Source organism: Xanthobacter wiegelii (genome assembly GCF_043193855.2).
GTDB lineage: Bacteria > Pseudomonadota > Alphaproteobacteria > Rhizobiales > Xanthobacteraceae > Xanthobacter > Xanthobacter flavus_A.
In genome coordinates this window covers 4,043,823-4,068,086 of the sequence record NZ_CM195529.1, presented here as the reverse complement: position 1 = coordinate 4,068,086, position 24,264 = coordinate 4,043,823, and the positions used below count along the sequence as shown (strand labels likewise).

The 24,264-nt window shown below is 68.2% G+C and carries 24 protein-coding genes and 1 riboswitch; of the genes, 15 read left to right on the top strand and 9 right to left on the bottom strand.

Annotated elements, in window-relative coordinates; genetic code table 11:
• Window positions 1–265 precede the first annotated feature (265 nt).
• From ccoN to V5F63_RS18960, 10 genes are all read left to right on the top strand, one after another.
• Window positions 266–1,930, top strand: a complete 1,665-nt coding sequence (ccoN, locus tag V5F63_RS19005) for a cytochrome-c oxidase, cbb3-type subunit I (RefSeq protein ID WP_209484942.1) — start codon at window positions 266–268, stop codon at window positions 1,928–1,930.
• A 10-nt stretch (window positions 1,931–1,940) separates the two neighbouring features.
• Window positions 1,941–2,690, top strand: a complete 750-nt coding sequence (gene ccoO, locus V5F63_RS19000; RefSeq protein ID WP_394100616.1) for a cytochrome-c oxidase, cbb3-type subunit II — start codon at window positions 1,941–1,943, stop codon at window positions 2,688–2,690.
• 4 nt (window positions 2,691–2,694) lie between these two features.
• A complete protein-coding gene (locus tag V5F63_RS18995; RefSeq protein ID WP_394100617.1) occupies window positions 2,695–2,856 on the top strand; it encodes a cbb3-type cytochrome c oxidase subunit 3 in 162 nt (53 codons plus the stop codon).
• 4 nt (window positions 2,857–2,860) lie between these two features.
• Window positions 2,861–3,742, top strand: coding sequence for a cytochrome-c oxidase, cbb3-type subunit III (gene ccoP / locus V5F63_RS18990; RefSeq protein ID WP_209484936.1), 882 nt, complete (start codon window positions 2,861–2,863; stop codon window positions 3,740–3,742).
• Between the two features lie 269 nt (window positions 3,743–4,011).
• On the top strand, window positions 4,012–5,475 hold the full coding sequence (gene ccoG, locus V5F63_RS18985; protein ID WP_394100618.1) for a cytochrome c oxidase accessory protein CcoG: 1,464 nt from the start codon (window positions 4,012–4,014) through the stop codon (window positions 5,473–5,475).
• Window positions 5,476–5,500: 25 nt separating this feature from the next.
• On the top strand, window positions 5,501–6,019 hold the full coding sequence (locus V5F63_RS18980) for a FixH family protein (RefSeq protein WP_394100619.1): 519 nt from the start codon (window positions 5,501–5,503) through the stop codon (window positions 6,017–6,019).
• A gap of 330 nt (window positions 6,020–6,349) precedes the next feature.
• Window positions 6,350–8,578, top strand: a complete 2,229-nt coding sequence (locus V5F63_RS18975) for a heavy metal translocating P-type ATPase (RefSeq protein WP_394100620.1) — start codon at window positions 6,350–6,352, stop codon at window positions 8,576–8,578.
• The gene (gene ccoS, locus V5F63_RS18970) at window positions 8,575–8,751 is read left to right on the top strand and encodes a cbb3-type cytochrome oxidase assembly protein CcoS (RefSeq protein ID WP_209484928.1); all 177 of its coding nucleotides are present in this window, start codon (window positions 8,575–8,577) and stop codon (window positions 8,749–8,751) included. The genes V5F63_RS18975 and ccoS overlap by 4 nt, the downstream gene beginning before the upstream one ends.
• Window positions 8,748–9,872 carry an MFS transporter gene (locus V5F63_RS18965; RefSeq protein WP_348634245.1) on the top strand — a complete coding sequence of 375 codons (1,125 nt, stop codon included), beginning with the start codon at window positions 8,748–8,750 and terminating at the stop codon, window positions 9,870–9,872. The genes ccoS and V5F63_RS18965 overlap by 4 nt, the downstream gene beginning before the upstream one ends.
• A gap of 47 nt (window positions 9,873–9,919) precedes the next feature.
• Window positions 9,920–10,675: an SDR family oxidoreductase gene (locus V5F63_RS18960; protein ID WP_394100621.1), complete on the top strand. Its 756-nt coding sequence runs from the start codon at window positions 9,920–9,922 to the stop codon at window positions 10,673–10,675.
• A gap of 14 nt (window positions 10,676–10,689) precedes the next feature.
• Here the strand turns inward: V5F63_RS18960 and V5F63_RS18955 are convergent, their stop codons facing one another.
• From V5F63_RS18955 to V5F63_RS18945, 3 genes are all read right to left on the bottom strand, one after another.
• Window positions 10,690–12,198, bottom strand: a complete 1,509-nt coding sequence (locus tag V5F63_RS18955) for a TrkH family potassium uptake protein (RefSeq protein ID WP_209484925.1) — start codon at window positions 12,196–12,198, stop codon at window positions 10,690–10,692.
• Between the two features lie 122 nt (window positions 12,199–12,320).
• On the bottom strand, window positions 12,321–12,713 hold the full coding sequence (apaG, locus tag V5F63_RS18950) for a Co2+/Mg2+ efflux facilitator ApaG/CorD (RefSeq protein ID WP_209484922.1): 393 nt from the start codon (window positions 12,711–12,713) through the stop codon (window positions 12,321–12,323).
• A gap of 125 nt (window positions 12,714–12,838) precedes the next feature.
• Window positions 12,839–14,059, bottom strand: a complete 1,221-nt coding sequence (locus V5F63_RS18945) for an O-succinylhomoserine sulfhydrylase (protein ID WP_394100622.1) — start codon at window positions 14,057–14,059, stop codon at window positions 12,839–12,841.
• Between the two features lie 83 nt (window positions 14,060–14,142).
• A riboswitch (SAM riboswitch) is annotated at window positions 14,143–14,223 on the bottom strand.
• 69 nt (window positions 14,224–14,292) lie between these two features.
• Between V5F63_RS18945 and V5F63_RS18940 the strand changes: the two genes are divergently transcribed.
• Window positions 14,293–15,420, top strand: a complete 1,128-nt coding sequence (locus V5F63_RS18940) for a 2'-deoxycytidine 5'-triphosphate deaminase (protein WP_394100623.1) — start codon at window positions 14,293–14,295, stop codon at window positions 15,418–15,420.
• Between the two features lie 85 nt (window positions 15,421–15,505).
• On the opposite strand, the gene V5F63_RS18935 is transcribed toward V5F63_RS18940, so the two are convergent.
• Together V5F63_RS18935 and V5F63_RS18930 are read right to left on the bottom strand one after the other, a co-directional pair.
• The gene (locus tag V5F63_RS18935; RefSeq protein WP_394100624.1) at window positions 15,506–15,892 is read right to left on the bottom strand and encodes a hypothetical protein; all 387 of its coding nucleotides are present in this window, start codon (window positions 15,890–15,892) and stop codon (window positions 15,506–15,508) included.
• 99 nt (window positions 15,893–15,991) lie between these two features.
• On the bottom strand, window positions 15,992–18,232 hold the full coding sequence (locus V5F63_RS18930) for an FUSC family protein (protein WP_394100625.1): 2,241 nt from the start codon (window positions 18,230–18,232) through the stop codon (window positions 15,992–15,994).
• 261 nt (window positions 18,233–18,493) lie between these two features.
• Between V5F63_RS18930 and zapE the strand changes: the two genes are divergently transcribed.
• A complete protein-coding gene (zapE, locus tag V5F63_RS18925) occupies window positions 18,494–19,681 on the top strand; it encodes a cell division protein ZapE (RefSeq protein ID WP_394027845.1) in 1,188 nt (395 codons plus the stop codon).
• A gap of 18 nt (window positions 19,682–19,699) precedes the next feature.
• On the opposite strand, the gene V5F63_RS18920 is transcribed toward zapE, so the two are convergent.
• Window positions 19,700–20,254 (bottom strand): hypothetical protein, encoded by a 555-nt coding sequence (locus V5F63_RS18920; protein ID WP_209484911.1) that lies wholly within the window; start codon window positions 20,252–20,254, stop codon window positions 19,700–19,702.
• 77 nt (window positions 20,255–20,331) lie between these two features.
• Window positions 20,332–21,147, bottom strand: a complete 816-nt coding sequence (locus tag V5F63_RS18915; RefSeq protein ID WP_394027846.1) for a WYL domain-containing protein — start codon at window positions 21,145–21,147, stop codon at window positions 20,332–20,334.
• Window positions 21,148–21,357: 210 nt separating this feature from the next.
• Here V5F63_RS18915 and V5F63_RS18910 point away from each other — a divergent pair, with 210 nt between their 5' ends.
• Window positions 21,358–21,843, top strand: a complete 486-nt coding sequence (locus V5F63_RS18910) for an MgtC/SapB family protein (protein ID WP_209484907.1) — start codon at window positions 21,358–21,360, stop codon at window positions 21,841–21,843.
• Between the two features lie 162 nt (window positions 21,844–22,005).
• On the opposite strand, the gene V5F63_RS18905 is transcribed toward V5F63_RS18910, so the two are convergent.
• Both V5F63_RS18905 and V5F63_RS18900 read right to left on the bottom strand, forming a co-directional pair.
• A complete protein-coding gene (locus V5F63_RS18905; RefSeq protein ID WP_209484905.1) occupies window positions 22,006–22,743 on the bottom strand; it encodes a cytochrome c biogenesis CcdA family protein in 738 nt (245 codons plus the stop codon).
• 7 nt (window positions 22,744–22,750) lie between these two features.
• A complete protein-coding gene (locus tag V5F63_RS18900; RefSeq protein WP_394100626.1) occupies window positions 22,751–23,158 on the bottom strand; it encodes a thioredoxin family protein in 408 nt (135 codons plus the stop codon).
• A 189-nt stretch (window positions 23,159–23,347) separates the two neighbouring features.
• Here V5F63_RS18900 and V5F63_RS18895 point away from each other — a divergent pair, with 189 nt between their 5' ends.
• Both V5F63_RS18895 and yacG read left to right on the top strand, forming a co-directional pair.
• Window positions 23,348–23,968, top strand: a complete 621-nt coding sequence (locus V5F63_RS18895; protein WP_394100627.1) for a Maf-like protein — start codon at window positions 23,348–23,350, stop codon at window positions 23,966–23,968.
• Window positions 23,965–24,186 carry a DNA gyrase inhibitor YacG gene (yacG, locus tag V5F63_RS18890; protein WP_394100628.1) on the top strand — a complete coding sequence of 74 codons (222 nt, stop codon included), beginning with the start codon at window positions 23,965–23,967 and terminating at the stop codon, window positions 24,184–24,186. The genes V5F63_RS18895 and yacG overlap by 4 nt, the downstream gene beginning before the upstream one ends.
• Window positions 24,187–24,264: the final 78 nt, after the last annotated feature.

Below are 24,264 nucleotides of genomic sequence, written 5' to 3'. Positions count from 1 at the left end.
CCTGTGGAAAATAGTGCGCGATGTGGTGGAGCCTGGAGGCGTTCCAGGCTCGCGCGCCCAGCGTTTGCACGAAGGCTATGCGACCTGATGTCCGCTGCGCTGCGGCATTTGGCTTGGCAACTTGCGACGGCCCGCCACAGCGCACATCCGTATTTCGCCGGGCATAGCCTTTGACATGCGTCAAGGTGAAAAACGGTCCTAGGGCGTTGATCTGCGTCCTAGTCCCCCGGGTGTCGTTCTGCGCTCCGGCGTGAAGGGTCCACAGATGACAACATTGCAAGCTCCAATCCAGCCCCCGGCGAAGTCGATGAGGTGGGGTGAGGGCGCTCTCATCGGGGTGTTCTCCCTCTTCGCCCTGTTCTCGATTGTCGTGGCGGCGAAGGCCTACACCTCCGAATATGCTTTCCACGCCTATCTTTTCGCCGCGGCGAGCATCGCCTCGGTGTTCGCCATCGGCAACCGCTACATGGCGCGTCCGGCCGGTGCGACGCCGCAATTCATCGACGGCAAGCCCAATTACAATATGGACGTGGTGAAGGTCGGCACGATCTTCGCGGTGGTCTGGGGCATCGCCGGCTTCCTCGTCGGGGTGATCGCCGCGTTGCAGCTGGCCTTCCCGATGGTGAATTTGGACCTGCCCTGGATTTCGTTCGGCCGGCTGCGCCCGCTGCACACCTCGGCGGTGATCTTCGCCTTCGGCGGCAACGTGCTGATCGCGACCTCCTTCTACGTGGTGCAGCGCACCTCGCGCGCCCGCCTCGCCGGCGACCTCGCGCCCTGGTTCGTGATCCTCGGCTACAATTTCTTCATCGTCATCGCCGGTACGGGCTATTTGCTCGGCATCACCCAGGGCAAGGAATACGCCGAGCCCGAGTGGTATTCGGACCTGTTCCTGACGGTGGTCTGGGTCACCTACCTGCTGGTGTTCCTGGTGACGGTGCTGAAGCGGACCGAGCCGCACATCTATGTGGCGAACTGGTTCTATTTCGCCTTCATCATCACCATCGCGGTCCTGCATCTCGGCAACAACGCGACGATCCCGGTGTCGGTCTTCTCGCCGAAGTCCTACATCCTGTGGTCCGGCGTGCAGGACGCCATGTTCCAGTGGTGGTACGGCCACAACGCGGTGGGCTTCTTCCTGACCGCCGGCTTCCTCGCCCTGATGTATTACTTCATCCCCAAGCGCGCTGAGCGGCCGGTCTATTCCTACCGCCTGTCCATCGTGCACTTCTGGGCGCTGATCTTCATCTACATCTGGGCCGGCCCGCATCACCTGCACTACACGGCTCTGCCGGACTGGGCGCAGACGCTGGGTATGACCTTCTCGGTGATCCTGTGGATGCCCTCCTGGGGTGGCATGATCAACGGCCTCATGACGCTCTCGGGCGCCTGGGACAAGCTGCGCACCGATCCCGTCATCCGCATGATGGTGGTGGCCGTCGCCTTCTACGGCATGTCCACCTTCGAAGGCCCGATGATGTCGGTGAAGGCGGTGAACTCGCTCAGCCACTACACCGAGTGGACCATCGGCCACGTGCATTCCGGCGCGCTCGGCTGGGTCGCGTACATCTCCTTCGGCGCCATCTACTGCCTGGTGCCCTGGCTCTGGAACAAGCGCGAAATGTATTCGGTCAAGGCCATCAACTGGCACTTCTGGGTCTCGACCCTCGGCATCGTGCTCTACATCTCCTCGATGTGGGTCGCGGGCATCCTGCAGGGCCTCATGTGGCGCGCCTACACGCAGCTCGGCTTCCTCGAATACTCGTTCATCGAGACGGTCGAGGCGATGCATCCGCTCTACGTGATCCGTGCCCTGGGCGGCATCCTCTTCCTCACGGGCGCTCTCATCATGGCCTGGAACATCTGGAAGACCATCACCACGCCCCAGACCGCAGCCGAGCGCGAGCTCGCCCTGCAGGCGGCCGAGTGAGGAGGCGAGCATGGCAAACCAAGGCACCTCCATCTGGTCCAAGCACCAGATCTTCGAGAAGCACTCCTACTGGCTGATGCTCGGCATCCTGGTGATGATCGCCATCGGCGGTCTCGTGGAGATCGCCCCGCTCTTCTACCTGAAGAGCACCATCGAGAAGGTGGAGGGCATGCGCCCCTACTCGCCGCTGGAGCTGGCGGGGCGCAACATCTACGTCCGTGAGGGCTGCTACAACTGCCACTCGCAGATGGTCCGCCCGCTGCGCGACGAGGTGGAGCGCTATGGCCACTACTCGCTGGCGGCCGAGAGCATGTACGACCGCCCGTTCCAGTGGGGTTCCAAGCGCACCGGACCGGACCTTGCCCGCGTCGGCGGCAAGTATTCGGACCTGTGGCAGCTGGAGCATCTGAACAACCCGCGCTCCGTGGTCCCGGCCTCCATCATGCCGAGCTACCCCTGGCTGGCGAAGACCAGACTCAACGCCAAGCACGTCGGCGAGGAGATGCGGGTTCAGCAGATCCTCGGCGTTCCCTACACGGACGAGATGATCGCCAAGGCGCAGGACGACCTGAAGACCCAGGCGACCATCGACGCCGCCGACTCGGACGGGCTCCTGAAGCGCTATCCCAAGGCGCAGGGCCGCGATTTCGACGGCAATCCGGGGGAGCTGACCGAGGCGGACGCGCTCATCGCCTACCTCCAGATGCTCGGCACGCTGGTCGATTTCAAGCTCTACGACAACCAGGCGAATGTGAGGTGATGGGATGCAAGACACCTATCTCGGCCTCGCGGCCTTCGCCCAGACGGGGGGCCTGATCCTCTTCGTCGTCGCCTTCCTGCTGGTGGTCGCCTACGCCTTCTGGCCTTCCAAGAAGAGGAAGAAGGATTTCGACGACGCCGCCAATATTCCGCTCAAAGAGGATTGATCCCGTGAGCACGACCCACGACACCCACGGCAAGGTCGACCAGGCAACCGGCGTCTCGACCACCGGCCATGAATGGGATGGCATCTCCGAACTGAACAACCCGCTGCCGCGCTGGTGGCTGTGGGTGTGGTACGCCTGCATCGTGTGGGCCATCGGCTACTGGATCCTGTATCCGGCCTGGCCCCTGGTCTCCTCCGCGACGCCGGGCATCCTCGGCTGGCATTCGCGCTCGGCGGTGGCCGTGCAGATCGCCGACCTCAATGCCATCCGCGCCGAGAGCGCGGCGAAGCTCACCAACGCGTCGCTCGAACAGATCGAGCAGACGCCGGCGCTGCTGTCCCTCGCCCGGGCGCAGGGTCGCGTGGCCTTCGCCGACAATTGCGCGCCCTGCCACGGCGCGGGCGGCGGCGGTGCCACCGGCTTCCCCAACCTCAATGACGACGACTGGCTGTGGGGCGGTTCGCTGGAGCAGATCCAGACCACCATCGAGCACGGCATCCGCTCCACCGATCCCGACACCCGCCAGGGCAACATGCCGGCCTTCGGCAAGGACGGCATCCTGCAGAAGCCGGAAATCTCGGCGGTGGCGGACTATGTGCGCACCCTCTCCGGTATCGCCAAGCCCGGTGCGGACTTCGACAAGGGCAAGGAAGTATTCGCCGCCAACTGCGCCGCCTGCCATGGCGAGGACGGCAAGGGCAACCTGGAACTGGGCGCCCCGAACCTCACCGACGGCATCTGGCTCTTCGGCTCCGACAAGGCCACCATCGAGTACGGGATCGTCAACGGACGCGGCAACGTGATGCCAGCCTGGCATGCGCGTCTCGACCCGACGACCATCAAGGCGCTCGCCGTCTACGTCCATTCGCTGGGCGGCGGACGCTGAGCCGGAGGTCCGGGACATCCGCCCCGGACACGCCCACCGGCCATCCTTCCGGACGGACACGCGCACCGTCCGGATCAGGCCGCAGGGAAATGCCAAAAGGTCGCGCGACCAAACGTCGGCGCGACCTTTTGCTTTGGGGATACTAGCTACATTCTAAGATATGAATGTAGCGATGCAGGCCGGAGACGGGGGTCTCCGGATGTGCACCCGAGGGGCAAGGCCCCGACGTATGGCTGGTCCGTCATGACCGGCAAATCGCGGTGAAGATGATGACTGCCCTGTCCACCAAGTCCGAGGACAAGAAGGCCCCCGTGGTCGTGAGCGGCGATGAGGACATCCCGCTCTACGAGGCCCGGCGCCAGATCTATCCCCAGAGCGTCCACGGCCGCTTCCGCACCATCAAGTGGGTGCTGCTGGGCATCACGCTCGGCATCTATTATCTCCTACCCTTCGTGCGCTGGGATCGCGGGCCGGACGCGCCGAATCAGGCCGTGCTCATCGATTTCCCGGCCCGCCGCTTCTACTTCTTCTTCCTCGAGATCTGGCCGCAGGAATTCTATTACGTTGCCGGCCTTCTCATCCTCGCGGCACTCGTCCTGTTCCTGATGAACGCGGTCGCCGGCCGCGTCTGGTGCGGCTACCTCTGTCCGCAGACGGTGTGGACTGACCTGTTCATGGCGGTGGAGCGCCTGATCGAGGGCGACCGCCGCGAGCGGATGATCGCTGACGCCGGGCCATGGACCATCGACAAGTTCGCCCACAAGACGCTGAAGCATTCCATCTGGCTGCTGATCGCGTGGTGGACCGGCGGCGCCTGGGTGCTCTACTTCGCCGATGCGCCGACCCTGGTGGTGGAGCTTGCCACCTTCCAGGCACCCGCCGTGGCCTACATGTCCATCGCGGTTTTGACCTTCACCACCTATGCCCTCGCTGGCCACATGCGCGAGCAGGTCTGCACCTACATGTGCCCGTGGCCGCGCATCCAGGCGGCGCTGACGGACGAATACGCTCTCAACGTCACCTATCTCTACGACCGCGGCGAGCCCCGCGGCTCGGTGAAGAAGGCGGCGGCGCTCCGCGAGAAGGGGCAGCCCGCGGGCGATTGCGTGGATTGCGGCCAGTGCGTCGCCGTGTGTCCCACGGGCGTCGATATCCGCCAGGGCATGCAGCTTCCCTGCATCCAGTGCGGCCTGTGCATCGATGCCTGCAACACCGTGATGCACAAGATCGGCCGGCCCGGGAACCTCATCACCTATGAGAGCGAGGCGAACCTCGAGGCGCGTGCCGCGGGCAAGCCCTTCGTGCAGCGCATCCTGCGCCCGCGCACGATCCTCTACGGCGTGCTGATCGCCTTCGTCTCGGGCCTCATGCTGACCGCCCTGATCGGGCGCTCCACGGAGGGCGTTGCCGCCATCCATGACCGCAACCCGCTGTTCGTGCGGCTCTCCAGCGGCGCCATCCGCAACGCCTACACCATCCGCCTCATCAACAAGAAGCTGGAAGAGCGGACCTTCATCCTCTCCGTCGAGGGCGTTCCCGATGCCACCCTCGAGGTGGTCGGCGACAATGCGGACGGCCTCACCATCGGCCCGGACCAGACGCGCGAGGTGCGGGTGCTCGTCACCACCGGCGACAAGCTGCCGCCCTCGGCCTCTCTGCCGGTGACGTTCCGCATCCGCGACAAGGCCTCCGGCCTGTCGGCCTCCGTCACCGATCATTTCATCGGCCCCTGAGCGGGCCGCACGGAAGGATAAGTCCATGGCTCGAGCCTCTGCCCCGGCCGCCAATGCCCCGAAGCCCTCGCGTGAGCTGACCGGCCGCGCTGTGCTCCTGATGCTCCTCGCCTTCTTCGGCGTGGTCATCGGCGTCAACGTCATCATGGCGCGCTTCGCCGTCACCACTTTCGCGGGGGTGGAGACGGATAGCTCCTACAAGGCGGGACTCGCCTTCACCGCCGAGCATCAGGCGGCCGAGCGGCAGGCGGCCCTGCACTGGAAGGTGGACGTGGCGTTCGCCTCTCCCGGCGGCGGCGCCCGCGAGATCGATGTCGTCGTGCGCGACGCGGCCGGAAAGCCGCTGACCAACCTCGTCGCCGATGGCGAGCTCGCTCATCCCACCGACGCCCGCCGCGATGTGGTGCTCGATCTCGAACCCCAGGGCGAAGGCCGCTACCGGGCCCGCACCCAGGCCGGGGCCGGGCAGTGGGATCTGGTGATTGATTTTGCGCAAGGCGGCGAGCGGGTCTTCCGGTCCAAGAATCGTGTGCAGCTTCCGTAAGCCGCTTGAACGGGCATCAGGCCTCCTCCGGGCCTCCCGAGGCGGCATCGAGACTGCCGGGCGGCTACCGTCCAGTGCCGTCCGTGCCTTGAGTACGAGAGGCTGGGCGGTTCGTCGCGCCGCCGGCCTGTCGTACTCACTTTATTTCATGGCACGGTGCTGACCCGTGCCGCGTGCTAGAGCGCGATCCGATCAAGTTGAAACAACTTGATCGGTGAATCGCCCTCTAACTCGAAGAAGGAGAACGCGTTATCCGATCGGATTGCGATGCAATCAGATCGGCGCGTGCTCTGAGCCCGCACCCTCCCTGCAGCCCCCGGGGACCTGAAGATGTCCGAGGCGATCGATTATTCCATCTTCGTCGGCACGTCCGAGGACGGCCTGGCGCAGATGAGCCTCGCCATCGACGGCATCGACTGCGCCGCCTGCATCGGCGAGATCGAGAACGGGGTGAAGGCGCTGCCCGGGGTGGTGCGCGCCCGCCTCAACTACTCGACCCACCGCCTCACCGTCGCCTGGTCGGACGGCGCCGCGCCGGACCGGGTGGTGGGGCAGCTGGAAGCGCTCGGCTACCGCGCCCATCCCTTCGCCGGCCGGGCGGAGGAGAGCGAGGCGCGGCACGCCCGCTGGCTGCTGCGCTGCCTCGGCGTCGCCGGGTTCGCGGCCATGAACATCATGCTGCTGTCAGTCTCGGTGTGGTCGGGCAACGTCACCGACATCACCCCCGAGACGCGCGACTTCTTCCACTGGATCTCCGCCCTCATCGCGCTGCCGGCGGCGGCCTATGCCGGCCAGCCCTTCTTCCAGAGCGCGGTGCGGGCCATCCGCTCCGGCCGGCTGAACATGGACGTGCCCATCACCATCGGCGTCACCCTGGCGCTGGGCATGAGCGTGCTCGAAACGGCCATGAGCCAGCCGCACGCTTATTTCGACAGCGCCATCATGCTGCTGTTCTTCCTTCTCGCCGGCCGCTACCTCGACCACGAGGCGCGCCGGCGCACCCGCGCCACGGCCGGCAACATCGCGGCGCTCCGGGGCGAGATGGCCCATCGCATCGGAGCGGACGGCGTGCCCATCCGAGTGCCGGTGCAGGCGCTCCAGCCCGGCGACACCATACTTATCCATCCCGGCGAGCGGGTCGCGGCGGACGGCGTGGTCGCCTCCGGCCGCTCGGCGGTGGACGAAAGCCTCGTCACCGGAGAGACGCTGCCGCGCGCGCTGAAGGCCGGAGACCATGTCTATGCCGGCAGCCTGAACGGGGAGGGCGCGCTGCACCTCACCGTCACCGCCGGCGGCGAGAACACCCTGGTTGACGACGTACAGCGCCTTCTCGATGGCGCGCTGGCCGAAAAGGGCGCCTATGTGCGCCTCGCCGACCGCGTCGCCCGGCTCTATGCGCCCATGGTGCACCTCACCGCCCTCGTCTCGGCCATCGGCTGGCTGCTGGCCGGCGCCGGGCTGCACGATGCGGTGATGATTGCGGTCGCCGTGCTCATCATCACCTGCCCCTGCGCGCTGGCGCTGGCTGTCCCGGCGGTGCAGGTGACGGCGGCGGGCCGGCTGTTCCGCGCGGGCCTCCTCATCAATGCCGGCGACATGCTGGAGCGCCTCGCTGCGGTGGATACGATCGTCTTCGACAAGACCGGCACCCTGACCCTGCCGGAGCCGGCCCTCGCTCTGCCGCGCGGCGCCGATCCGGAACTGGTGGCGCTGGCCGGCCGGCTGGCCTTGTCGAGCCGTCATCCGCTCGCCGGCGTCATCGCAGGCCGGGCCAAGGGGCCGGCGCTGGAGCACGTCACCGAGGTGAGCGGGCAGGGCATCGAGGCGATCATCGACGGCCGCCGCGCCCGCCTCGGCAGCCTCTCCTTCTGCGAGGCCACGGCTCCCGCCGACCTGCCCGCCGACGCCTCCCTCATCGCCTTCCGCCACGGCGAGAAGGTGCTCGTCATGGGCGTCGCGCAGGCGCTGCGGCCGGATGCGCGTGAGGTGGTCGCCGAGCTGAAGGCCCGCGGCCTCGACGTGCGCATCCTCTCCGGCGACCGGCCGGCGGCGGTGGTACCGGTGGCCGAGGCCCTCGGCATCGTCGCGGCCGAGGCCGGCCTGAATCCCGCCGACAAGATCGCCGCGCTGGACGCCCTCAAGGGTGCGGGCCGCCGCGTGCTCATGGTCGGCGATGGCCTCAACGACGCGCCTGCCCTTGCGGCAGCAGCCGTCTCCCTCTCGCCGGCAAGCGGCGCGGCGGTCACGCAGGCCCATGCCGATGCGGTGTTCCTCGGCCGCCGCCTTTGGCCGGTGCTCGCGGCGGTGGACGGCGCCCGCACGGCGGCGCGGCTGATGCGGCAGAACCTCGCCATTGCGGTGGGCTACAACATCATCGCCGTACCGCTGGCCATCGCCGGTTTCGTGACGCCGCTGGTCGCGGCGCTCGCCATGTCCGGCTCTTCCATCCTTGTGACCGTGAACGCCTTGCGCGCGGCCCGTCCGGGGCGCAAGGAAGAGGCGGTGGGGGACGACGGCGCGGCGGGCGAAACCGTCGCGCTCACGGAGGTGGCGGCGTGAACGTCCTCGTCTATCTCGTGCCCCTCGCCCTGCTGCTCGGCCTTGGCGGCCTGTTCGCCTTCCTGTGGAGCCTGAAGAGCGGGCAGTATGACGACCTGGACGGCGCGGCCGTCCGCATGCTCTCCGATGACGATTTGCCGGATAGCAAGCAAACCGAAAGGCGCCGGCCGTGAGGCGTGCCGCGCCCGCTCCCGAGCCCCGCGCGGGGATGCTGGTCTGCGTCTGCGACCCGCAGCTCGATGCCCCGGCCAATGACAACGGCCCGCGTGCGGTCTCCACCTTCGGCCTGGCTTTGGGCTTTGCCTTCGCCGTGCTGGCGCAGACGGTGGCCTCCGCCGCCTTGCCACTGGCCGGCGCGCAACTGGCGCCCCGGCCGGAACTGGTCACGTGGCCGTTCGCGGCCCTGCTGCTGGGCGCGGCGCTCGCCTCCTTCCCCGCCTCCTTCCTGCGCGATGCCTTCGGCCGGCGCACCGGCTTTGCGCTCGGCGCCTCCCTCGGCATCGCCGGCGGCGCGCTGCTGGTGGCGGCGCTGATCCAGCGGCAGTTCGCCTGGGCCTGCCTCGGCGCCCTCTGGCTCGGCATGGCGCAGGGTTTCTCCTTCTTCTACCGGCATGAGGCCGCCGCCGCGAGCGGACGGCCTGCCGCCGCCACCGCCGGCGTGCTGGCCGGCGGCCTCCTCGCGGCCGTGGCCGGGCCGACGCTGGCGGGCTTCGCGGAAAGCCTCGCGGCGCCCTTCTTCCTCGTCGGCGCCGCTGCGCTGGCGGCTCTGGCGCACACCTGCTCGCTCGGCGTCGCGGTGATGCTGGCGGACGATCCCAATTCCACCTTCCGCCCCAAGGTGACCGCGCCGCTCTCGGCCATCGTCTGGCCGACCGTTGTGGCCGGTATCGCCTGGTTCGGCATGAACGCCGTCATGTCCGGAGCGCCATTGGCGCTGGTAGGCTGCGGCATCGGCGGGGCGGCGGTGTTCGGCTTCATCGCCTTGCACGTGGCGGCCATGTATGCGCCAGCCGTGCCGCTGGCCCTCGCTGGGGACCGCCTGCCGCCGCTGGCCATAGCGCTGACGGGCGTCGTGCTCGTTGCCATCGGCGTGCCGCTCCAGCGGCTCGGGACGCCGGAGAGCATCACAGCGGCGCTGATCTGCGTCGGCGCGGGCTGGTCGGTCGCGACGGTGGGGGCGACCGCGTGGATCTACCAGTCCGGCCAGCCGAGCCGCCTCGCGCTGGCGCTGCATGACGGGGGCCTGTTCGCCCTCGCCATCTGCGGCGCGCTCACCGGCTATCTGCTGGCCTGAATCCCCCAGGAGCGGTAGGCAGGGGAGAACAACCCCGGAGCCCCGCCGTGACCCACCTCTTCGCCCTCGACGGACAGACCGCCCTCGTCACCGGCTCGGCCTCGGGGCTCGGCTTCGAGATGGCGATGGCGCTGGCGCAGGCCGGCGCCCATGTGCTGGTGAACGGGCGTCATGCCGACCGGCTCGGCACGGCCGTCACCGCCATCATCCGCAAGGGCGGCAAGGCCGAGCCCTTCCTGCTCGACGTGTTTGACGCGGCAGCGGTGGATGCGGCCATGGCCAAGGCGCCGCCCATCCACATCCTGGTCAACAATGCCGGCGCCCGCGACCGTCGCGCCTTCCTGGACATGGAGGATGCCGATTTCCGCCGGCTGGTGGAGGTGGACCTCCTCGCGCCCGCCCATCTCACCCGGCAGGTGGCGCGGGGCATGGTGGCGCGCAAGTCGGGCGGGCGCATCATCAACATCACCTCCATCGCCGGTCCGCTTTCCCGCGCCGGGGATGCCGCCTACACAACGGCGAAGGGTGGGCTGGAGGCGCTGACCCGCGCGCTCGCCGCCGATCTCGGCCCGCACGGAATCACGGTGAACGCCATCGCGCCCGGCTACATGCTGACCGCTGCCAACGAGGCGCAGTCGCGCGACCAGACGCTGCGGGAATGGCTCTCCCGCCGCACCTCGCTCGGCCGCTGGGGGCATCCGGAAGAGGTGGCGGGGGCGGCGGTGTTCCTCGCCTCCCCGGCGGCGTCCTACATCACCGGCCAGATCCTGGCGGTGGACGGCGGCTATATGGCCCACTTCTGACGGGAGCGGCGTGATCAGCGCAGCCAGAAGCGCGGCATGAACAGCACCAGAACGGTGAGGATTTCGAGCCGCCCCAGCATCATGGCCGCCGTGAGCAGCCACAGGGCGGGATCGGACAGGCTGCCGAAATTGGAGGCCGGCCCCACCACCGGCCCGAGACCCGGCCCCACATTGGCGAGGCAGGCGATGGCCGCCGAGAAGGCGGTGCGCAGATCGAGCCCCATCAGGTTCAGCGCCACGCCGATGAGGAAGAAGGTGAGCAGATAGAGGAAGACGAAGGACAGCACCGAGCCGACCACGTCGTCCGCCACCGGCGCCCCGCCATAGCGGATGGGGAAGATGCCGGCGCGGAAGGAGATGCGCTTCAGGTGCTGGCGGATGGCCTTGGCGGTGATCGAGATGCGCAGCGCCTTGAGCCCGCCCGAGGTGGAGCCGGTGCAGCCGCCCAGGAACATCAGCACGAATAAGAGGGAATCCGAGAACGGCCCCCAGTTCGTGTAGTCCACCGACATGAAGCCCGTGGTGGAGATGAGCGAACTGACCGTGAACAGCGCGCCCCGCAGCGCGGTCTCGCCGCTGGCGATGCCCTGGAGACTCTGCTGGGCGAAGGACAGAAGCGTGAACAGAGCGACGATGGCGAGGAAGACCCGCACCTCGGGATTGGTGAACAGGCGGCTCGCATCCCCCGACAGCGCCCGCACGTAGAGCGGGAAGGGCATGGCCGCGGCCAGCATGAAGACGATGGCCACATAGTCCACGGCCGGGTTCGCGAATACCGAGATTGAGGAATCCGAATTGGCGAAGCCGCCGCTCGACAGGGTGGACATGGCGAGCGTCACCGCATCGAACGGCTTCAGGCCGGCCGCCAGATAGCATCCGGCGCATATGATGGTGAGCAGCACATAGGCCTGGAGCAGGCGCTTGGCGATGCTGCCGGCGCGCGGCAGGAACTTCTCGGACTTGTCCGAGGATTCGGTGCGGAACAGCTGCATGCCGCCGATGGACAGCACCGGCAGCACGGCGATGGCGATGGCGATGATGCCGATGCCACCGAACCAGTGCAGCAGCGCCCGCCACAGGAGGATGCCCGGCGACATGGCATCGAGTCCCGACATGACGCTGGCGCCGGTGGTGGTGAGGCCGGACATGCTCTCGAACACCGCCTTGGTGAAGGAGAGGCGAGACGGCCCCCACATCAGCGGCAGGGCCGCGAACACCGAGAGCACCACCCAGACCGAGGTGGTGAGAACGAAGGCCTGGCGCAGGTCGAGCTTGCGGGTGAGCTGGCCGCGCCCGGTCATCCACAAGAGTACGCCGACAAAGATGGTGACGGCGGCGGAGCCGACGAAGGCGGCGCCCGCGAAAGTCTCCCGGCTGTTGGCGCGGGCGGCGAAATCGGCAACGGCCGGTGCCAGCATGGCGGCGCCGAGGATGGCGAGCAGGATGCCGAGCGTGGCCGCGACCGGGCGCAGGCTGAGGACGGATACGGCCTCGGCCTCCACCGTGGGAATGCCCGCGTGCATGATCTCCCCTCTCGCCCGGTTCGCTGCAACGTCAATAAAGGACAGGGGCTATGAAATGGCTAAAGCGGAAAGGCTGAAGCTGAAATCGTCCCGCCCGGCCTTCGCCGGGCGGATGGATGAGGTCAGTTGAGCACGCGGCGCACGTCCGGCACGTCCAGCGAGAAGGCCGGGATCTCGATGGAGAAGGCCTCCCCCGTGTCGGTGACCATCTCGTAGCGTCCGCGGATGATGCCGGTGGTCGTGGTGAGCGGCACGCCGCTTGTGTACTCGAACCGGCCGCCGGGCGGCAGGGTCGGCTCCTCGCCGACGACGCCGGCGCCGTGCACCTCCTCGGTGCGGCCGTTGGCATCGGTGATGATCCAGTGGCGCGCCTTGAGCTGCACCGTCTCCTGGCCCAAATTGGCCACTTCGATCGTATAGGCCCAAAAATGACGGCCCTGGTCGGGCTCCGACCGCTCCGCCACATAACGCGGCGTCGCGGTCACCTGAATATTCCGAGTGATGGCGCGGTACATACCCGCTCGACCTCCCCACACCGCGGGAGAAAATGCCCCCGCGGGCGCTTAGTGAACCTGCGTTGTCGCCGGCACGCAACAGGGCGTGGTGCAGCGCGGCAAGGTGCGCGCCGCAACCTTAGCAATCACAAGGCTTCGGCGGCACCGGCCAGGTCGGCGATGAGATCGTCGGCATGCTCGAGACCCACCGAAAGGCGTAGCAGACCGTCGGAAATGCCCATCTCCGCCCGCGTCTCCGGCGTGAATCGCTGGTGGGTGGTGGTGGCGGGGTGGGTGATGAGGCTCTTGGCATCGCCGAGATTGTTGGAGATGCGGATGAGCCGCAGGGCGTTGGCGAAGCGGAAGGCGCCCTCCTTGCCATCCTTCACCACGAAGGTCACGAGGGTGCCGCCGCCCTTCATCTGCCGCTTCGCCAGCTCCGCCTGGGGATGATCGGCACGGCCGGGATAGATCACCTTCTCCACGCCGGGAAGGCTGGCGAGGGCATCGGCGACCTTGCCGGCGCTTGCCTGCATGCGCTCCACGCGCAGGGCCAGCGTCTCCAGCCCCTTCAGCATGATCCAGGCATTGAAGGGGGAGATGGAGGGGCCGGTCTGGCGCAGGTAGGTCTGGAGGTGGTCGGTGACGAACTGCTTCGAGGCGAGGATCACCCCGCCGAGGCAGCGGCCCTGACCATCCACATGCTTGGTCGTGGAATAGACCACCACGTCGGCACCCAACTCGAACGGATGCTGGAGGAGGGGGGTGGCGAACACATTGTCCACCACCAGCTTCGCCCCCGCCGCGTGGGCGATCTCCGCCACCGCGGCGATGTCGATGAGGTCCAGCGTCGGGTTGGTGGGGCTCTCAAGGAAGAAAATCTTGGTGTTGGGCTTCACGCCCGCCTTCCAGGCGTCGAGGTCGCCGCCGTCGATGAGCGTGGTCTCGACGCCGAAGCGGGGGAGGAAGTCCTCCAGGATCCAGCGGCAGGAGCCGAACAGGGCGCGGGCGGCGAGCACATGGTCGCCGGCCGAGAGCTGGCACAGCAGCGCGGCATTCACAGCCGCCATGCCGGATGCGGTGGCACGCGCCGCTTCCGCGCCTTCCAGCAGCGCCATGCGCTCCTCGAACATGGCGGTGGTGGGGTTGGAATAGCGCGAATAGACGAAGCCGGGATCTTCGCCCTTGAAGCGGGCCTCGCAGCTTTCGGCATCGTCATAGACGAAGCCCTGCGTCAGGAAGAGCGCCTCGGAGGTCTCGCCGAAGGGCGAGCGCGTCGTCCCGCCATGGACTAGCCGTGTTTCCGGGTGGAGTGTAAGGGGATCGCGGGGGACGAACCGGGGGGTGGGCTTTGGCGCCACGGACATGACGGTCTCCGAGGGGGAGGCCGAGGGGATCGGACCGGGCGTTCGCCAGATGCGCAGATGGACCTGCAGCACGGACGATGTGCCTTGTCGTCTCCCCGGCCTTTTAGCATGGTTGTTTAACGTGGCTGCAAGCCGGCCGGCTCAAATTCTCCACCGCCGCACTAAAGAGCGGGGCCCCCTTGGCGTCAAGGGCTCCGTCCGGTAAATCGAACAAAAAGGACGGGAAAGCGGATATGACGATGCGTGCCACGGAGCATCTGAAGCCCGGCATCCTGCCCGCCGAGGCGATCGGTCTGTTGAAGGCATCCGGCGCCATCGCCTGCCGCAAGGCGCTGGACGACGACCAGATCCAGCCGGCGAGCCTGGACCTGCGCCTCGGCCGCACCGCGTGGCGCGTGCGCGCGAGCTTTCTTCCGGGCGCCGGGGTCTCGGTGAAGGAACGGCTCAGCGACCTCGCTTTGCACGATTTCGATCTCACCAGAGGCGCGGTGCTGGAGACCGGCTGCGTCTATCTCGTGGAACTGTTCGAGCGGCTGAAGCTGCCGGCGGACCTTGCCGCCGCCGCCAATCCGAAAAGCTCCACCGGGCGGCTGGACGTGTTCGTGCGCGTCATCACCGACGGCGCGCGGGCCTTCGACACCATCCCGGCCGGCTATAACGGCCCGCTCTATCTCGAAATCTCCCCGCGCACCTTCCCCATCCTGGTGCGCACCGGCTCGCGCCTGTCGCAGGTGCGGTTCCGGCGCGGCGTGTCGCGCCTGTCGGACCTTGAGCTTCTGAACCTCCAGTCCGCCGAATGTCTCGTGGATGCAGCAAGCCCGGACGTGGCGGCGGGCGGCATCGCGCTGGGCGTGGATCTCGCCGGCGACGCCTTGGGCGGTCTCATGGGCTTCCGCGCCAAGAAGCATACGGGCGTGATCGACGTGGATCAGGCCGGCGTGCTGGATGTGGCGGACTTCTGGGAGCCCATCCACGTGCGGCCCGACCGGCCGGCCAGTCTCGTGCTCGATCCGGACGCCTTCTACATCCTCGCCTCCCGCGAGGCGGTGCATGTGCCGCCGGACTATGCGGCGGAGATGGTGCCGTTCGATCCGCTGGTGGGCGAGTTCCGGGTGCATTACGCCGGCTTCTTCGATCCCGGCTTCGGCAATCCGGCGGCCGGCGGGCGCGGCGCGCGGGCGGTGCTGGAGGTGCGCTCGCGCGAGGTGCCGTTCATCCTGGAGCACGGGCAGACCGTGGGCCGCCTCGTTTACGAGCGCATGGCGGCACGTCCCCACACGCTTTACGGCGCGGATATGCGCTCCCATTACCAAGGGCAGGGGCTGAAGCTGTCGAAGCACTTCAAGCCGATGGCGCTGTAGCGCCCCGATCCGAGCGGATTGAAATCAAACCGCTCGGGCCATCGTTCAAGAAAGCCGCACCGGGCGCCAGACACGGCTCGCTTGGTCAGCGCGAAATGGTCGCCTTCCACTTTCCAGCAGCTTTCGACCAGGCGCAATTGTAATCGCCAGCGACCGTGTTGCCCTTTACGGTTCCGGTATATTCGCAGCCGGCCTTGCCGACACCAGGCCCGGACGTGTCATCCCGCGTGATCGAAACGACATTTCCACTGACCACCATCTGAAGAGTGGCGCGGACAACGCGATTGTCTTTGGTCCAGACGGCCTGAAATGTGTTCGACCGGCCGACGCGCGTCCACACGCCTTGCCATCCGGCTTCCTGCTCGTTCCAGATTGTGCCGAGATCGATGGGCGTCTGGGCGTTGGCCAGATGCGTTCCCGCGGTCGTAAGCGCCATCACGGCGACCAAATCGAAAAAGCCAGCCCTCTTCATCGTCCCCCCGCATGGGTGATGGTCGTCACGATCCAATTCTGCTCGGCCGTCACCTCGATTTCTTTTCTACAGCCACGTCCACCGCGATCAAGGCTGGATCTAAGGCGCGGGCGTCGCCGGGGCGGCGCCGGCGGCGATCATGTCTTCCTTGCGCCAGGGCTTGTCGCGCAGGCCGGCATTCAGTTCGCGCAGCGGCCGCAGCAGCGCGTCCGAATAGGCGAGATAGTCCGCCACCAGCGGAAGGGTTTCCCTGAGCTTCGCATCGTCGGCGAGGCCCAGCACGGTGGAAACGGCGGCCGCGACGGCCGGATTGGCCGCATCGGCGCTGCCGGAGCCAGCCTCCCCCAGCACCACCTCGAAGGCGGTGAGCGTGCGCGAGCGGGCGGCCTCCACCACCGTCACCAGCTCCTCGGACGGATTGGCGGCGGCAAGGCGGTGGGCCACGTCTTCCATGAGGGCGAGATAGGTGATGAGTACGTCGAGGGTGGAGACGATGTTCGCCACGTCTCCGGCGGAATGGCCGAACACCTGCTCGGCACCGAGATGGGGCAGGCGCAGGCCGAGGCCGCGCACGTCCTGCACCAGGGCGGCGACGCTGGTGGCCTCTCCGGGATGCGGCCACCAGGAGGCGAAGGCCGAGCGGCAGCGCCTGAGCAGCGCCCGCACCTCCGGCCGCACCTGATCGGTGAGGTAGACCGGCAGCACGATGAAGGACACCGCCAGCGCCACCGCCGCGCCGATGGCCGTCTCGTAGACGCGGGCGATCATGCCCTCCGGCCCGAGCCCGGAGATGATGTGCAGACCCAGCACAACCGAGAGGCCGACCGCGGCGGAGGCGATGTCATAGCGGTCCTTCTGAGTGATGACAGCGATCATCTGCGCCAGCATGCAGAACGCCGCCATGAGCCAGATCTGCCCCTCCAGCGCGAGGAACACGGCGAAACCCAGTGCCACGCCGATGAGGGTGCCCACCGTGCGGTAGCGCACCCGCATGTAGGTTTCGCCCACGCTGTTGCCGATGACGAACATGACCGTCATCGTCGCCCAATAGGCGTGATCGAGGTGGACCAGGAGATCGAAGGCGGTGGTGATGGCCGTCGCCACCGCGCCCTGGCAGGCGACACGATAGGGCGCGGAGAGGATCTGCCGGCCGTCCGGCCCTTTCACGAAGAGCGGGATCGCCCGTTGCCGCGGGGGCAGGGTATCGTCTTCCGCATCCGGATGGGGCGGCGGGAAGGGCGCCATCTCGGCCGCCGCGATGCCGGTGACGACCATGGACAGGCGGTCGAAAGCGGTCAGCGCCCGCAGCAGCGCGAAGCGCGCCTCGCCGGGCAGTTCGGGCGAGAAGGCGACATGGCGCAATTGCGCCACTGCCCGCTCGAATCGCTCCTCGGCGTGGATATCGGAGACATCCACCGCCTCCAGCCGGCGCGCGATGTGGTCGGCGGCGGCGGCGAAGGGGTGGCGCCAGGGTACGGAATCCGGCGTGTTCTTGGGCACGCAGCCGGCGAGAAGCTGCACCGCCACGCGCAGGCGATAGAAGCGCACGCGCAGCTGCTCGAAATCGGGCTGGGCGCCGGGGTCCTCCGCAATGGCGTTGGCGAGCGCGTTCCACACCCGCCCGCGCAGGTTTTCCAGCACCTCGGAGGCATCCGGAGGGAAGGGATGATTGTCGCGCACCGCCGCCGACAGCTCGCGGAGATAGGCGGCGACCGCGCCCTGCATGTCGAGGGTGGTATCGACGAAGGCGTTCACCGCTGACGGCCGCCACGGCGACAGGCGCACCGCCGCCGCCACCAGCGCCCCCTGGCAGAAGGCGAGCAGCAGCAGGGCTGCCTCCATGCGTGTCGGGCGGATGATGGTGCCCACCGTCGCCACCACGATCAGAGCGAGCCCGAGGCGCTGGCCGTCCATACCGGTGCGCCTGAGCGCCAGCGCGATGAAGGACAGGGGAACCAGCAGCAGCTTCTGCACCATGTCGTTGGCCGGCCCGTTGCCCGGGCCGATGGCGGTGAGGAGCGCAAGGAAGGACACGGAAAGGGCGAACAGGCGCAGCATGTTGCGCCCTTCGGCGGCGACGCTGGCGCCGGGGGTGAAGGAGATCATCACCAGCGCGGCGCAGCCGGCCATCATCGGGAAGGTGGTATCCATGCCCAGCCGGAATCCCACCGACGTGGCATAGCCGGAGACGATGACGATGACGAAGGAGATGCCCAGCGCCAGCGCCCGCGTGGTGTCGATGCCGCCGGGATCATGGTCGGCCAGCCAGCGCTTCACGCTGCGGGCGAACGGCTCGCGCGTGTGGACGAGGCTTGCTGACTGCGGGGCGGGGGACTCCATCGTGCGGGCTCGGCTGTTCCTGTCGGGCGGGACGGTGGATGAACGCGGATTTTGGCCTTAGCGCGGTCACATGTGCGGGTCTGTGCCCCAACCTCTACTGCTTCGCTCCACGGGGCAATGGCCTCCCGAAGTCACTGGTTCGCCGGCTTGCGCTTCAACTTTGGGCCAATCTGCTCTAAGCGGATGCGGCAGTGCACAAGCGCCGACACGCGGCGCGGCAGATGAAGGCGCCGGCGACGGCGGGTGAACGGGAACACGTTCATGGCGGGCGAGACGACGGCGCGGGTCCAGGAGCTCTATGCGGCAAGGCTCGCCGCGGGCGACATTTCGGAGGATCCGGCCCAGGCGGAAGTTGTGGGAGAGTTTGCCCGGCTGGAGCTGGAATTGCGGCAGCGGGCGCTGGCGCAAAAATCCTCCGCGCTCGGCTGGCTGTTCCAGCGTCGCGCCCCGGTGCAGCCCAAGGGCATGTACGTCTACGGCAAGGTCGGCCGCGGCAAGACCATGCTCATGGACCTGTTCTTCGACGCGCTGCCGGCCAAGGGCAAGCGCCGGGCGCACTTTCACGAATTCATGGGCGACGTTCACGAGCGCATCTTCCGCGAGCGGCAGGCGCAGAAAAAGGGCGAACGCAAGAGCGCCGATCCCATCGCGCCGGTGGCGCAGGCGCTGGCCGACGAGGCCAAGGTGCTGTGCTTCGACGAATTCCACGTGACCGACATCGCCGACGCCATGATCCTCGGCCGGCTGTTCGAGAAGCTGTTTGCCGACGGCGTGGTGGTGGTCGCCACCTCCAACGTTGCGCCGCAGGATCTCTATGCTGGCGGCCTCAACCGCGCGTTGTTCCTGCCCTTCATCGGCGAGATCGAGCAGCGCATGCGGGTCATGTCCCTCGATTCGCGCACCGACTACCGCATGGAGAAGCTGGAGGGCGTGAGCACCTGGCACACGCCGCTCGGGCCCGCCGCCGATGCGGCGGTGGAGGCCGCGTGGCGGCGGCTCGCCGGAGCCAGCGGAGGCAGGCCGGGCGAGATGCTGCTGAAGGGCCGCAAGCTCGTCATTCCCGCCATGGGGCAGGGCGCGGCGCGCTTCTCGTTCGCCGATCTCTGTGAGGCGGCGCTGGGGCCGAACCCGGATTATCTCAGCCTCGCCCGCCTCTTCCACACCATCGTGCTGGAGCACATCCCCATTCTGGGGCCGGACCAGCGCAACGAGGCGAAGCGCTTCATCTCGCTGATCGACACGCTCTACGACGCCAACGTCAAACTCATCGCCTCGGCCGCCGCCGAGCCGGAGCAGCTCTATCTCGGCACCGACGGCGCGGAAGCGTTCGAGTTCGCCCGCACCATCTCGCGCCTGCACGAGATGCGATCGAGCGAATATCTGGCCAAGCCCCACGGCCGCTCGGATTCGGCCGCCACGGGCAACACGACGGGCCTCGTCGAAACGTGACGCCTGTCGGCGGGACACCTACCTTTCGGTGAAGAAGGTCATCACCACCTTGTCCTTCTCTCCGACGAGGCAGAGGAAGCGGTGGGCCTTGTCCGAGCGATCGCGCTTGATATAGGCCTCGCCCATCAGCACGGCGGTGATCTTCTCCTGCCCCACGGCCAGGTCGGCCTTGGCGATGGTGAGGCCGTCCATGTCGATGAAGATGTCGTCGACGGAGGGCGAGTTCGCCTTGAGCCGTGCCATCGCATGGGCCTTGCAGGCGGCGGCGCGCTCGGCATCCCCGGGCGCCTGGGCTTCGGCGTCCTTGAGTGCCTCCTCGGTGACGGTCTGTTCCGCCCGCGCCTTCAGCGCATCTTCCGGCTTGGGGGCGGCAAGCGGGGGCGCGACCTTTGGCGAGACCACCGGCGCGGTGGCCGGCGCGGCGGGTGCGGCCGGGCTGGGCGCGGGGCGCGGCGGGACGGGGTCCGCCGGTGCGGCCTGCTGGGCCAGCGCGGCACCGCTCAGGAGCGCGCTCGCGAGGAACATGCCCGCAAGGGCGGGCCGGACGAAGCGGATCGGGTCGGCAGACGGCATCATGTCCTCCGGATGGTTTGGGAGGACAACGCAGGCGCGGCCATATGGTGCCGCCGCGCCTGTGCTTTCGGTTAACCTTATCTCACGTGCCGGCCTGTCAGCGCATAGCAGAAGGCGTCGAGCATCTCGGCCTCGGCTTCCTTCAGCGAGCCGTCGGCGCTGATGACGCGCATGCCGGCCTTGAGCAGGGTCGCGATGGCCTCGGTGCCGCTCTCGAACAGGGTGTCGAGCGAGCTTTCCACGGACTCCGGCGTCGGCCGCAGGCGGGCAACCCAGGCGGCGAGGCGCTCGCGTTCGGCGCCGGTGAGGTCGATATCCTCGGCGGCGCAGGCACGCTCGCCGAAGAACACCATCTCCTCCACCTCGGCGGCGCCGATCTCGCGGTCGGCCCGCGCCAGCGCGGCCAGGAGCGTGATGCCGGCCTTGCGGATGACCATGCGGATACGGTCCCAGCGCTGGTCCTCTGGCTCCTCGGGGGCGACCACCTCGGCGTCCTTCGGCCAGATGAAGCCGAAGGTCTCGTAGAAGAAGCGTGACAGCGGCTCGCGCTTCGCGCCGTCGAGGTCGGTGACGGCGGTAATGCGGTCCACCCGGAAGGCCCGGGCCGCCTGCCGCTCGTGGCACTTGGCGATGAGGATAGGCACGCCTTCCACATTGCGCTGCACGGCCCACACCGAGATGCGGCGGTGGCTGATATTGCCGGCGTGGTCCACGTAATCGATGGCGAAGGACTGCCCGTCGGCCGGGTCATGGTCCTCGGCCGCCGCGGCAGCGAGGGTATCGTGGGGATCGTCCTCGGGCACCGAGAGGCGGTGGGCGTCGGCATAGAAGGGGGCGCCGATCATCTCGACCCGGTCAAGGATGAAGGACTTCAGCGAGGTGATGGCGTTCATGGAGGCGCTCGCGTTTGAGCACGCGCGGGACTGATGCGACGCAGTCAGGCCGGATACGCATTCTCTTTCTTATAGTTAGAGGGCTGTTCACCGATCAAGCTGTTTTCCCGACTGCGGGGGTAGCGGCGGGCGCTGCCTCCGCTCCGCTTGCCTTGGCCGGAACAAGACAGGCGCTGTGGTGCTTGCTGCGGGCAGGAGGCGAGCCCCGCCATGCAGATCGGTCCCCTGTTCATCGATGCCAGCGCGATCGATGCCGTCCTGCGCCTGGTGACAGCCATGGCCGCCGGCATGGCGCTCGGGCTGAACCGCGATCTGAGCGACAAGCCGACCGGCATGCGCACGCTGGGCCTCGTGGCGCTTGGGGCGGCTCTGGTGGCCCTCGCGGGTCTGCAGGTGGACGGGATGGCGAGCGATCCGGACGCGACCAGCCGCGTGATCCAGGGTGTCATCCAGGGCGTGCTCACCGGCATCGGTTTTCTCGGGGCCGGTGTCGTGCTGCGCGATCGCAGCGCCGGGCGTATCCGGGGGCTGACGACTGCCGCCTTGGTCTGGGTGACCGCCGCCGTGGGCATCGCATGCGCGCTGGCATCCTGGGAGCTGATCGCGCTCGGGGTCGTGCTCGCCCTGTTCCTGCTGGTGGTGCTCCATCCCCTGGAGAAGAAGCTGGAGCGCCATGCTGCCAGGGACCAGCCGTAGGAAAGGCCCGGCGGCGCACGTGGGATCGGCGTGCGCCACCGGGCGCCGGCCGCAGCCTGCGGGACACGCAGAACTGGCTGCGCGCAGGTCTACTTGCAGCCGGAGGGAGACGGCGCCGGCTCGGCCCGTCTCTGGATCGAAGCGGAAACGCCCCGCGGGAGGTCAGAACCGCGTTGTCAGCGTTGTCAGCCAGGCCGGGGAGACCTGGACCAGAGCCGCTTCGATCCGCTTGTCGGCGCCGGTGGCGATGAGGAGGCCGACCACCACCAGCACCAGACCCATGAGGGCCTTCGCCCCCTTGCCGCCGGAAATCATGCGCGCTCGCCAGCGCATCAGCGTGGGGCGCGAGAGGGTTCCGGCAAGCGCCAGCGGCAGTCCGGCGCCGAGGCCGAACAGGGCCATCACCGCGGCCACCTCGCCCAGGTTGCGGCCCTGCGCGGCGAGCACCGAGGCGGCGCCGAGGGTGGGGCCGACGCACGGGCTCCACACCGCGCCGAGCAGCAGCCCGACGGCGAACTGGCCGCCCACGCCCTCCGTCGCGAAGCCGGAAAAATGCCGGCTGGCGAAGTCGCTCACCGGCCCGCCCGCGGTGGCGAGCCGCGTCTGCAGCGGCGGCACGGCGAGCACCGCGCCGATGCCGATCATCAGCACCGCGCCCACCATGCGGAACGCGTCGCCCTCCAGCCCGATGGCGTAGCCGACGGTGGCGACGAACAGACCGATGACAGTGAAAGAGAGCGTCACCCCCACCGCCAGCGCCAGCGGGGCGAGGCGGTGCTCGGCCGCTGCCGCGCCGAGCACCAGAGGCAGCAGTGGCACGACGCAGGGCGACAGGATGGAGAGCACGCCCGCGAGGAAGGCGAGGCCGAGGCTGCCGAGGGCCAAGCTACCGAGAACCATGGCCGCCTCAGACGCCCTTGGCCAGCAAAGCTTCGATGGACGGCTTCGCGGTGTCGCCCACGGAACGGCCTTCCTCGGTCTTGCCCTTGTAGACGATGAGGGTGCTCTGGGATCTGGCGCCGAACGCCTTCACCGCATCCTTCTGGCTGTCGAAGTCCACGCGGAACACCACCATGTCCTTGAACTTGGGGGTCGCCAGCAGCTCGCCGAGGATGGGTGCCTGGGCCGCGCACACCGAGCACCAGCTGGCGTGGATTTCCACCAGGATGGGCTTGCCCGCCTTCTGCGCGTCGGCGAAGGCGGCGGGGGTGTAGGCGACATGGTCGGTCGCGGCGAGAGCCGACGCGCCGGCGAAGGTCAGCCCGGCGAGCGGAAGGGCGACTGCGAGGGCGAGCGTGAAACGGCGGGTGAACATGATGGCGTCCTTCTTCCCTGGATCGGCTGCGCTTGGCCGACATGGGGCTATTCGGAGGGCGGCCTGCGGCGGTTACAGGTGAACGGCACGATCACGGCCAGTTGATCGGCGTTCACAGGTCCGGCCAATTCCGCTAGACCACGCAACACACAGGAGCCGGCGCGGGTCGGCCCGGGAGGAATTTGCTCCGTGAACGATCAGGTGAAGCTCGTCCTTGCCTCCGGCTCTCCCCGCCGCCTGGCGCTGCTGAACCAGGCCGGTATCGATCCGGACCTCCTCATGCCCGCCGATGTGGACGAGACGCCCGAGCGCGGCGAACTGCCCCGCCGCCTCGCCCAGCGCCTGTCGCAGGAGAAGGCGAAGCTGGTGGCCGGCCGCGCCAAGGATGCCGGGATGAACGCGCTGGTGCTTGCCGCCGACACGGTGGTGGCGGTGGGTCGGCGCATCCTCCCCAAGCCCGATCTGGTGGACGAGGCGGAGGCGTGCCTGCGCCTGCTCTCCGGCCGCACCCACCGCGTCTATACCGGCATCTGCCTCATCGATCCGCGCGGGCGCAATGCCACCCGGCTGGTGGAGACGCGCGTCCGTTTCAAGCGCCTGTCGCGCGACGAGATCAACGATTACCTCGCCTGCGGCGAGTGGCGCGGCAAGGCGGGCGGCTACGCCATCCAGGGCATCGCCGGCGGCTTCGTGGTGAAGCTCGTGGGTTCCTACACCAATGTGGTCGGCCTGCCGCTCTCCGAGACCCTCGGCCTCCTCACCGGCCAGGGCTACGACGTGCGCGCCGGCTGGGTGGAGCGCGCGGCGTGAGCGGCGACGCACCCAAGAAAGCCACCCCCGCCAAGCCCATCCCCGGCGCCCGGCCCTGCCCGATCTGCGGCAAACCTCCCGTGGAACGCTACAAGCCCTTCTGCTCCAAGCGCTGCGCAGACGTGGACCTCAACCGTTGGCTCTCCGGCAGCTATGCCATCCCCGGTCGTCCCGAAGAGGACGAGGACGGCGAGAGCGGTCCACCCGAGCGGGGGTGAAGCGACACCTCGCGTTCGCGCAAGAATAAGCCTTCTCAATTAATACAACTTTTAATAGAGTTGTGAGGGGGAGGGCTT

Excerpts from the sequence above, each read along its gene's own strand:
- ccoN (WP_209484942.1), top strand. The coding sequence starts at position 266 with ATGACAACATTGCAAGCTCCAATCCAGCCCCCGGCGAAGTCGATGAGG.
- ccoO (WP_394100616.1), top strand. The coding sequence starts at position 1,941 with ATGGCAAACCAAGGCACCTCCATCTGGTCCAAGCACCAGATCTTCGAG.
- V5F63_RS18995 (WP_394100617.1), top strand. The coding sequence starts at position 2,695 with ATGCAAGACACCTATCTCGGCCTCGCGGCCTTCGCCCAGACGGGGGGC.
- ccoG (WP_394100618.1), top strand. The coding sequence starts at position 4,012 with ATGACTGCCCTGTCCACCAAGTCCGAGGACAAGAAGGCCCCCGTGGTC.
- V5F63_RS18980 (WP_394100619.1), top strand. The coding sequence starts at position 5,501 with ATGGCTCGAGCCTCTGCCCCGGCCGCCAATGCCCCGAAGCCCTCGCGT.
- V5F63_RS18975 (WP_394100620.1), top strand. The coding sequence starts at position 6,350 with ATGTCCGAGGCGATCGATTATTCCATCTTCGTCGGCACGTCCGAGGAC.
- V5F63_RS18955 (WP_209484925.1), bottom strand. The coding sequence starts at position 12,198 with ATGCACGCGGGCATTCCCACGGTGGAGGCCGAGGCCGTATCCGTCCTC.
- apaG (WP_209484922.1), bottom strand. The coding sequence starts at position 12,713 with ATGTACCGCGCCATCACTCGGAATATTCAGGTGACCGCGACGCCGCGT.
- V5F63_RS18945 (WP_394100622.1), bottom strand. The coding sequence starts at position 14,059 with ATGTCCGTGGCGCCAAAGCCCACCCCCCGGTTCGTCCCCCGCGATCCC.
- V5F63_RS18940 (WP_394100623.1), top strand. The coding sequence starts at position 14,293 with ATGACGATGCGTGCCACGGAGCATCTGAAGCCCGGCATCCTGCCCGCC.
- V5F63_RS18935 (WP_394100624.1), bottom strand. The coding sequence starts at position 15,892 with ATGAAGAGGGCTGGCTTTTTCGATTTGGTCGCCGTGATGGCGCTTACG.
- V5F63_RS18930 (WP_394100625.1), bottom strand. The coding sequence starts at position 18,232 with ATGGAGTCCCCCGCCCCGCAGTCAGCAAGCCTCGTCCACACGCGCGAG.
- zapE (WP_394027845.1), top strand. The coding sequence starts at position 18,494 with ATGGCGGGCGAGACGACGGCGCGGGTCCAGGAGCTCTATGCGGCAAGG.
- V5F63_RS18920 (WP_209484911.1), bottom strand. The coding sequence starts at position 20,254 with ATGCCGTCTGCCGACCCGATCCGCTTCGTCCGGCCCGCCCTTGCGGGC.
- V5F63_RS18915 (WP_394027846.1), bottom strand. The coding sequence starts at position 21,147 with ATGAACGCCATCACCTCGCTGAAGTCCTTCATCCTTGACCGGGTCGAG.
- V5F63_RS18910 (WP_209484907.1), top strand. The coding sequence starts at position 21,358 with ATGCAGATCGGTCCCCTGTTCATCGATGCCAGCGCGATCGATGCCGTC.
- V5F63_RS18905 (WP_209484905.1), bottom strand. The coding sequence starts at position 22,743 with ATGGTTCTCGGTAGCTTGGCCCTCGGCAGCCTCGGCCTCGCCTTCCTC.
- V5F63_RS18900 (WP_394100626.1), bottom strand. The coding sequence starts at position 23,158 with ATGTTCACCCGCCGTTTCACGCTCGCCCTCGCAGTCGCCCTTCCGCTC.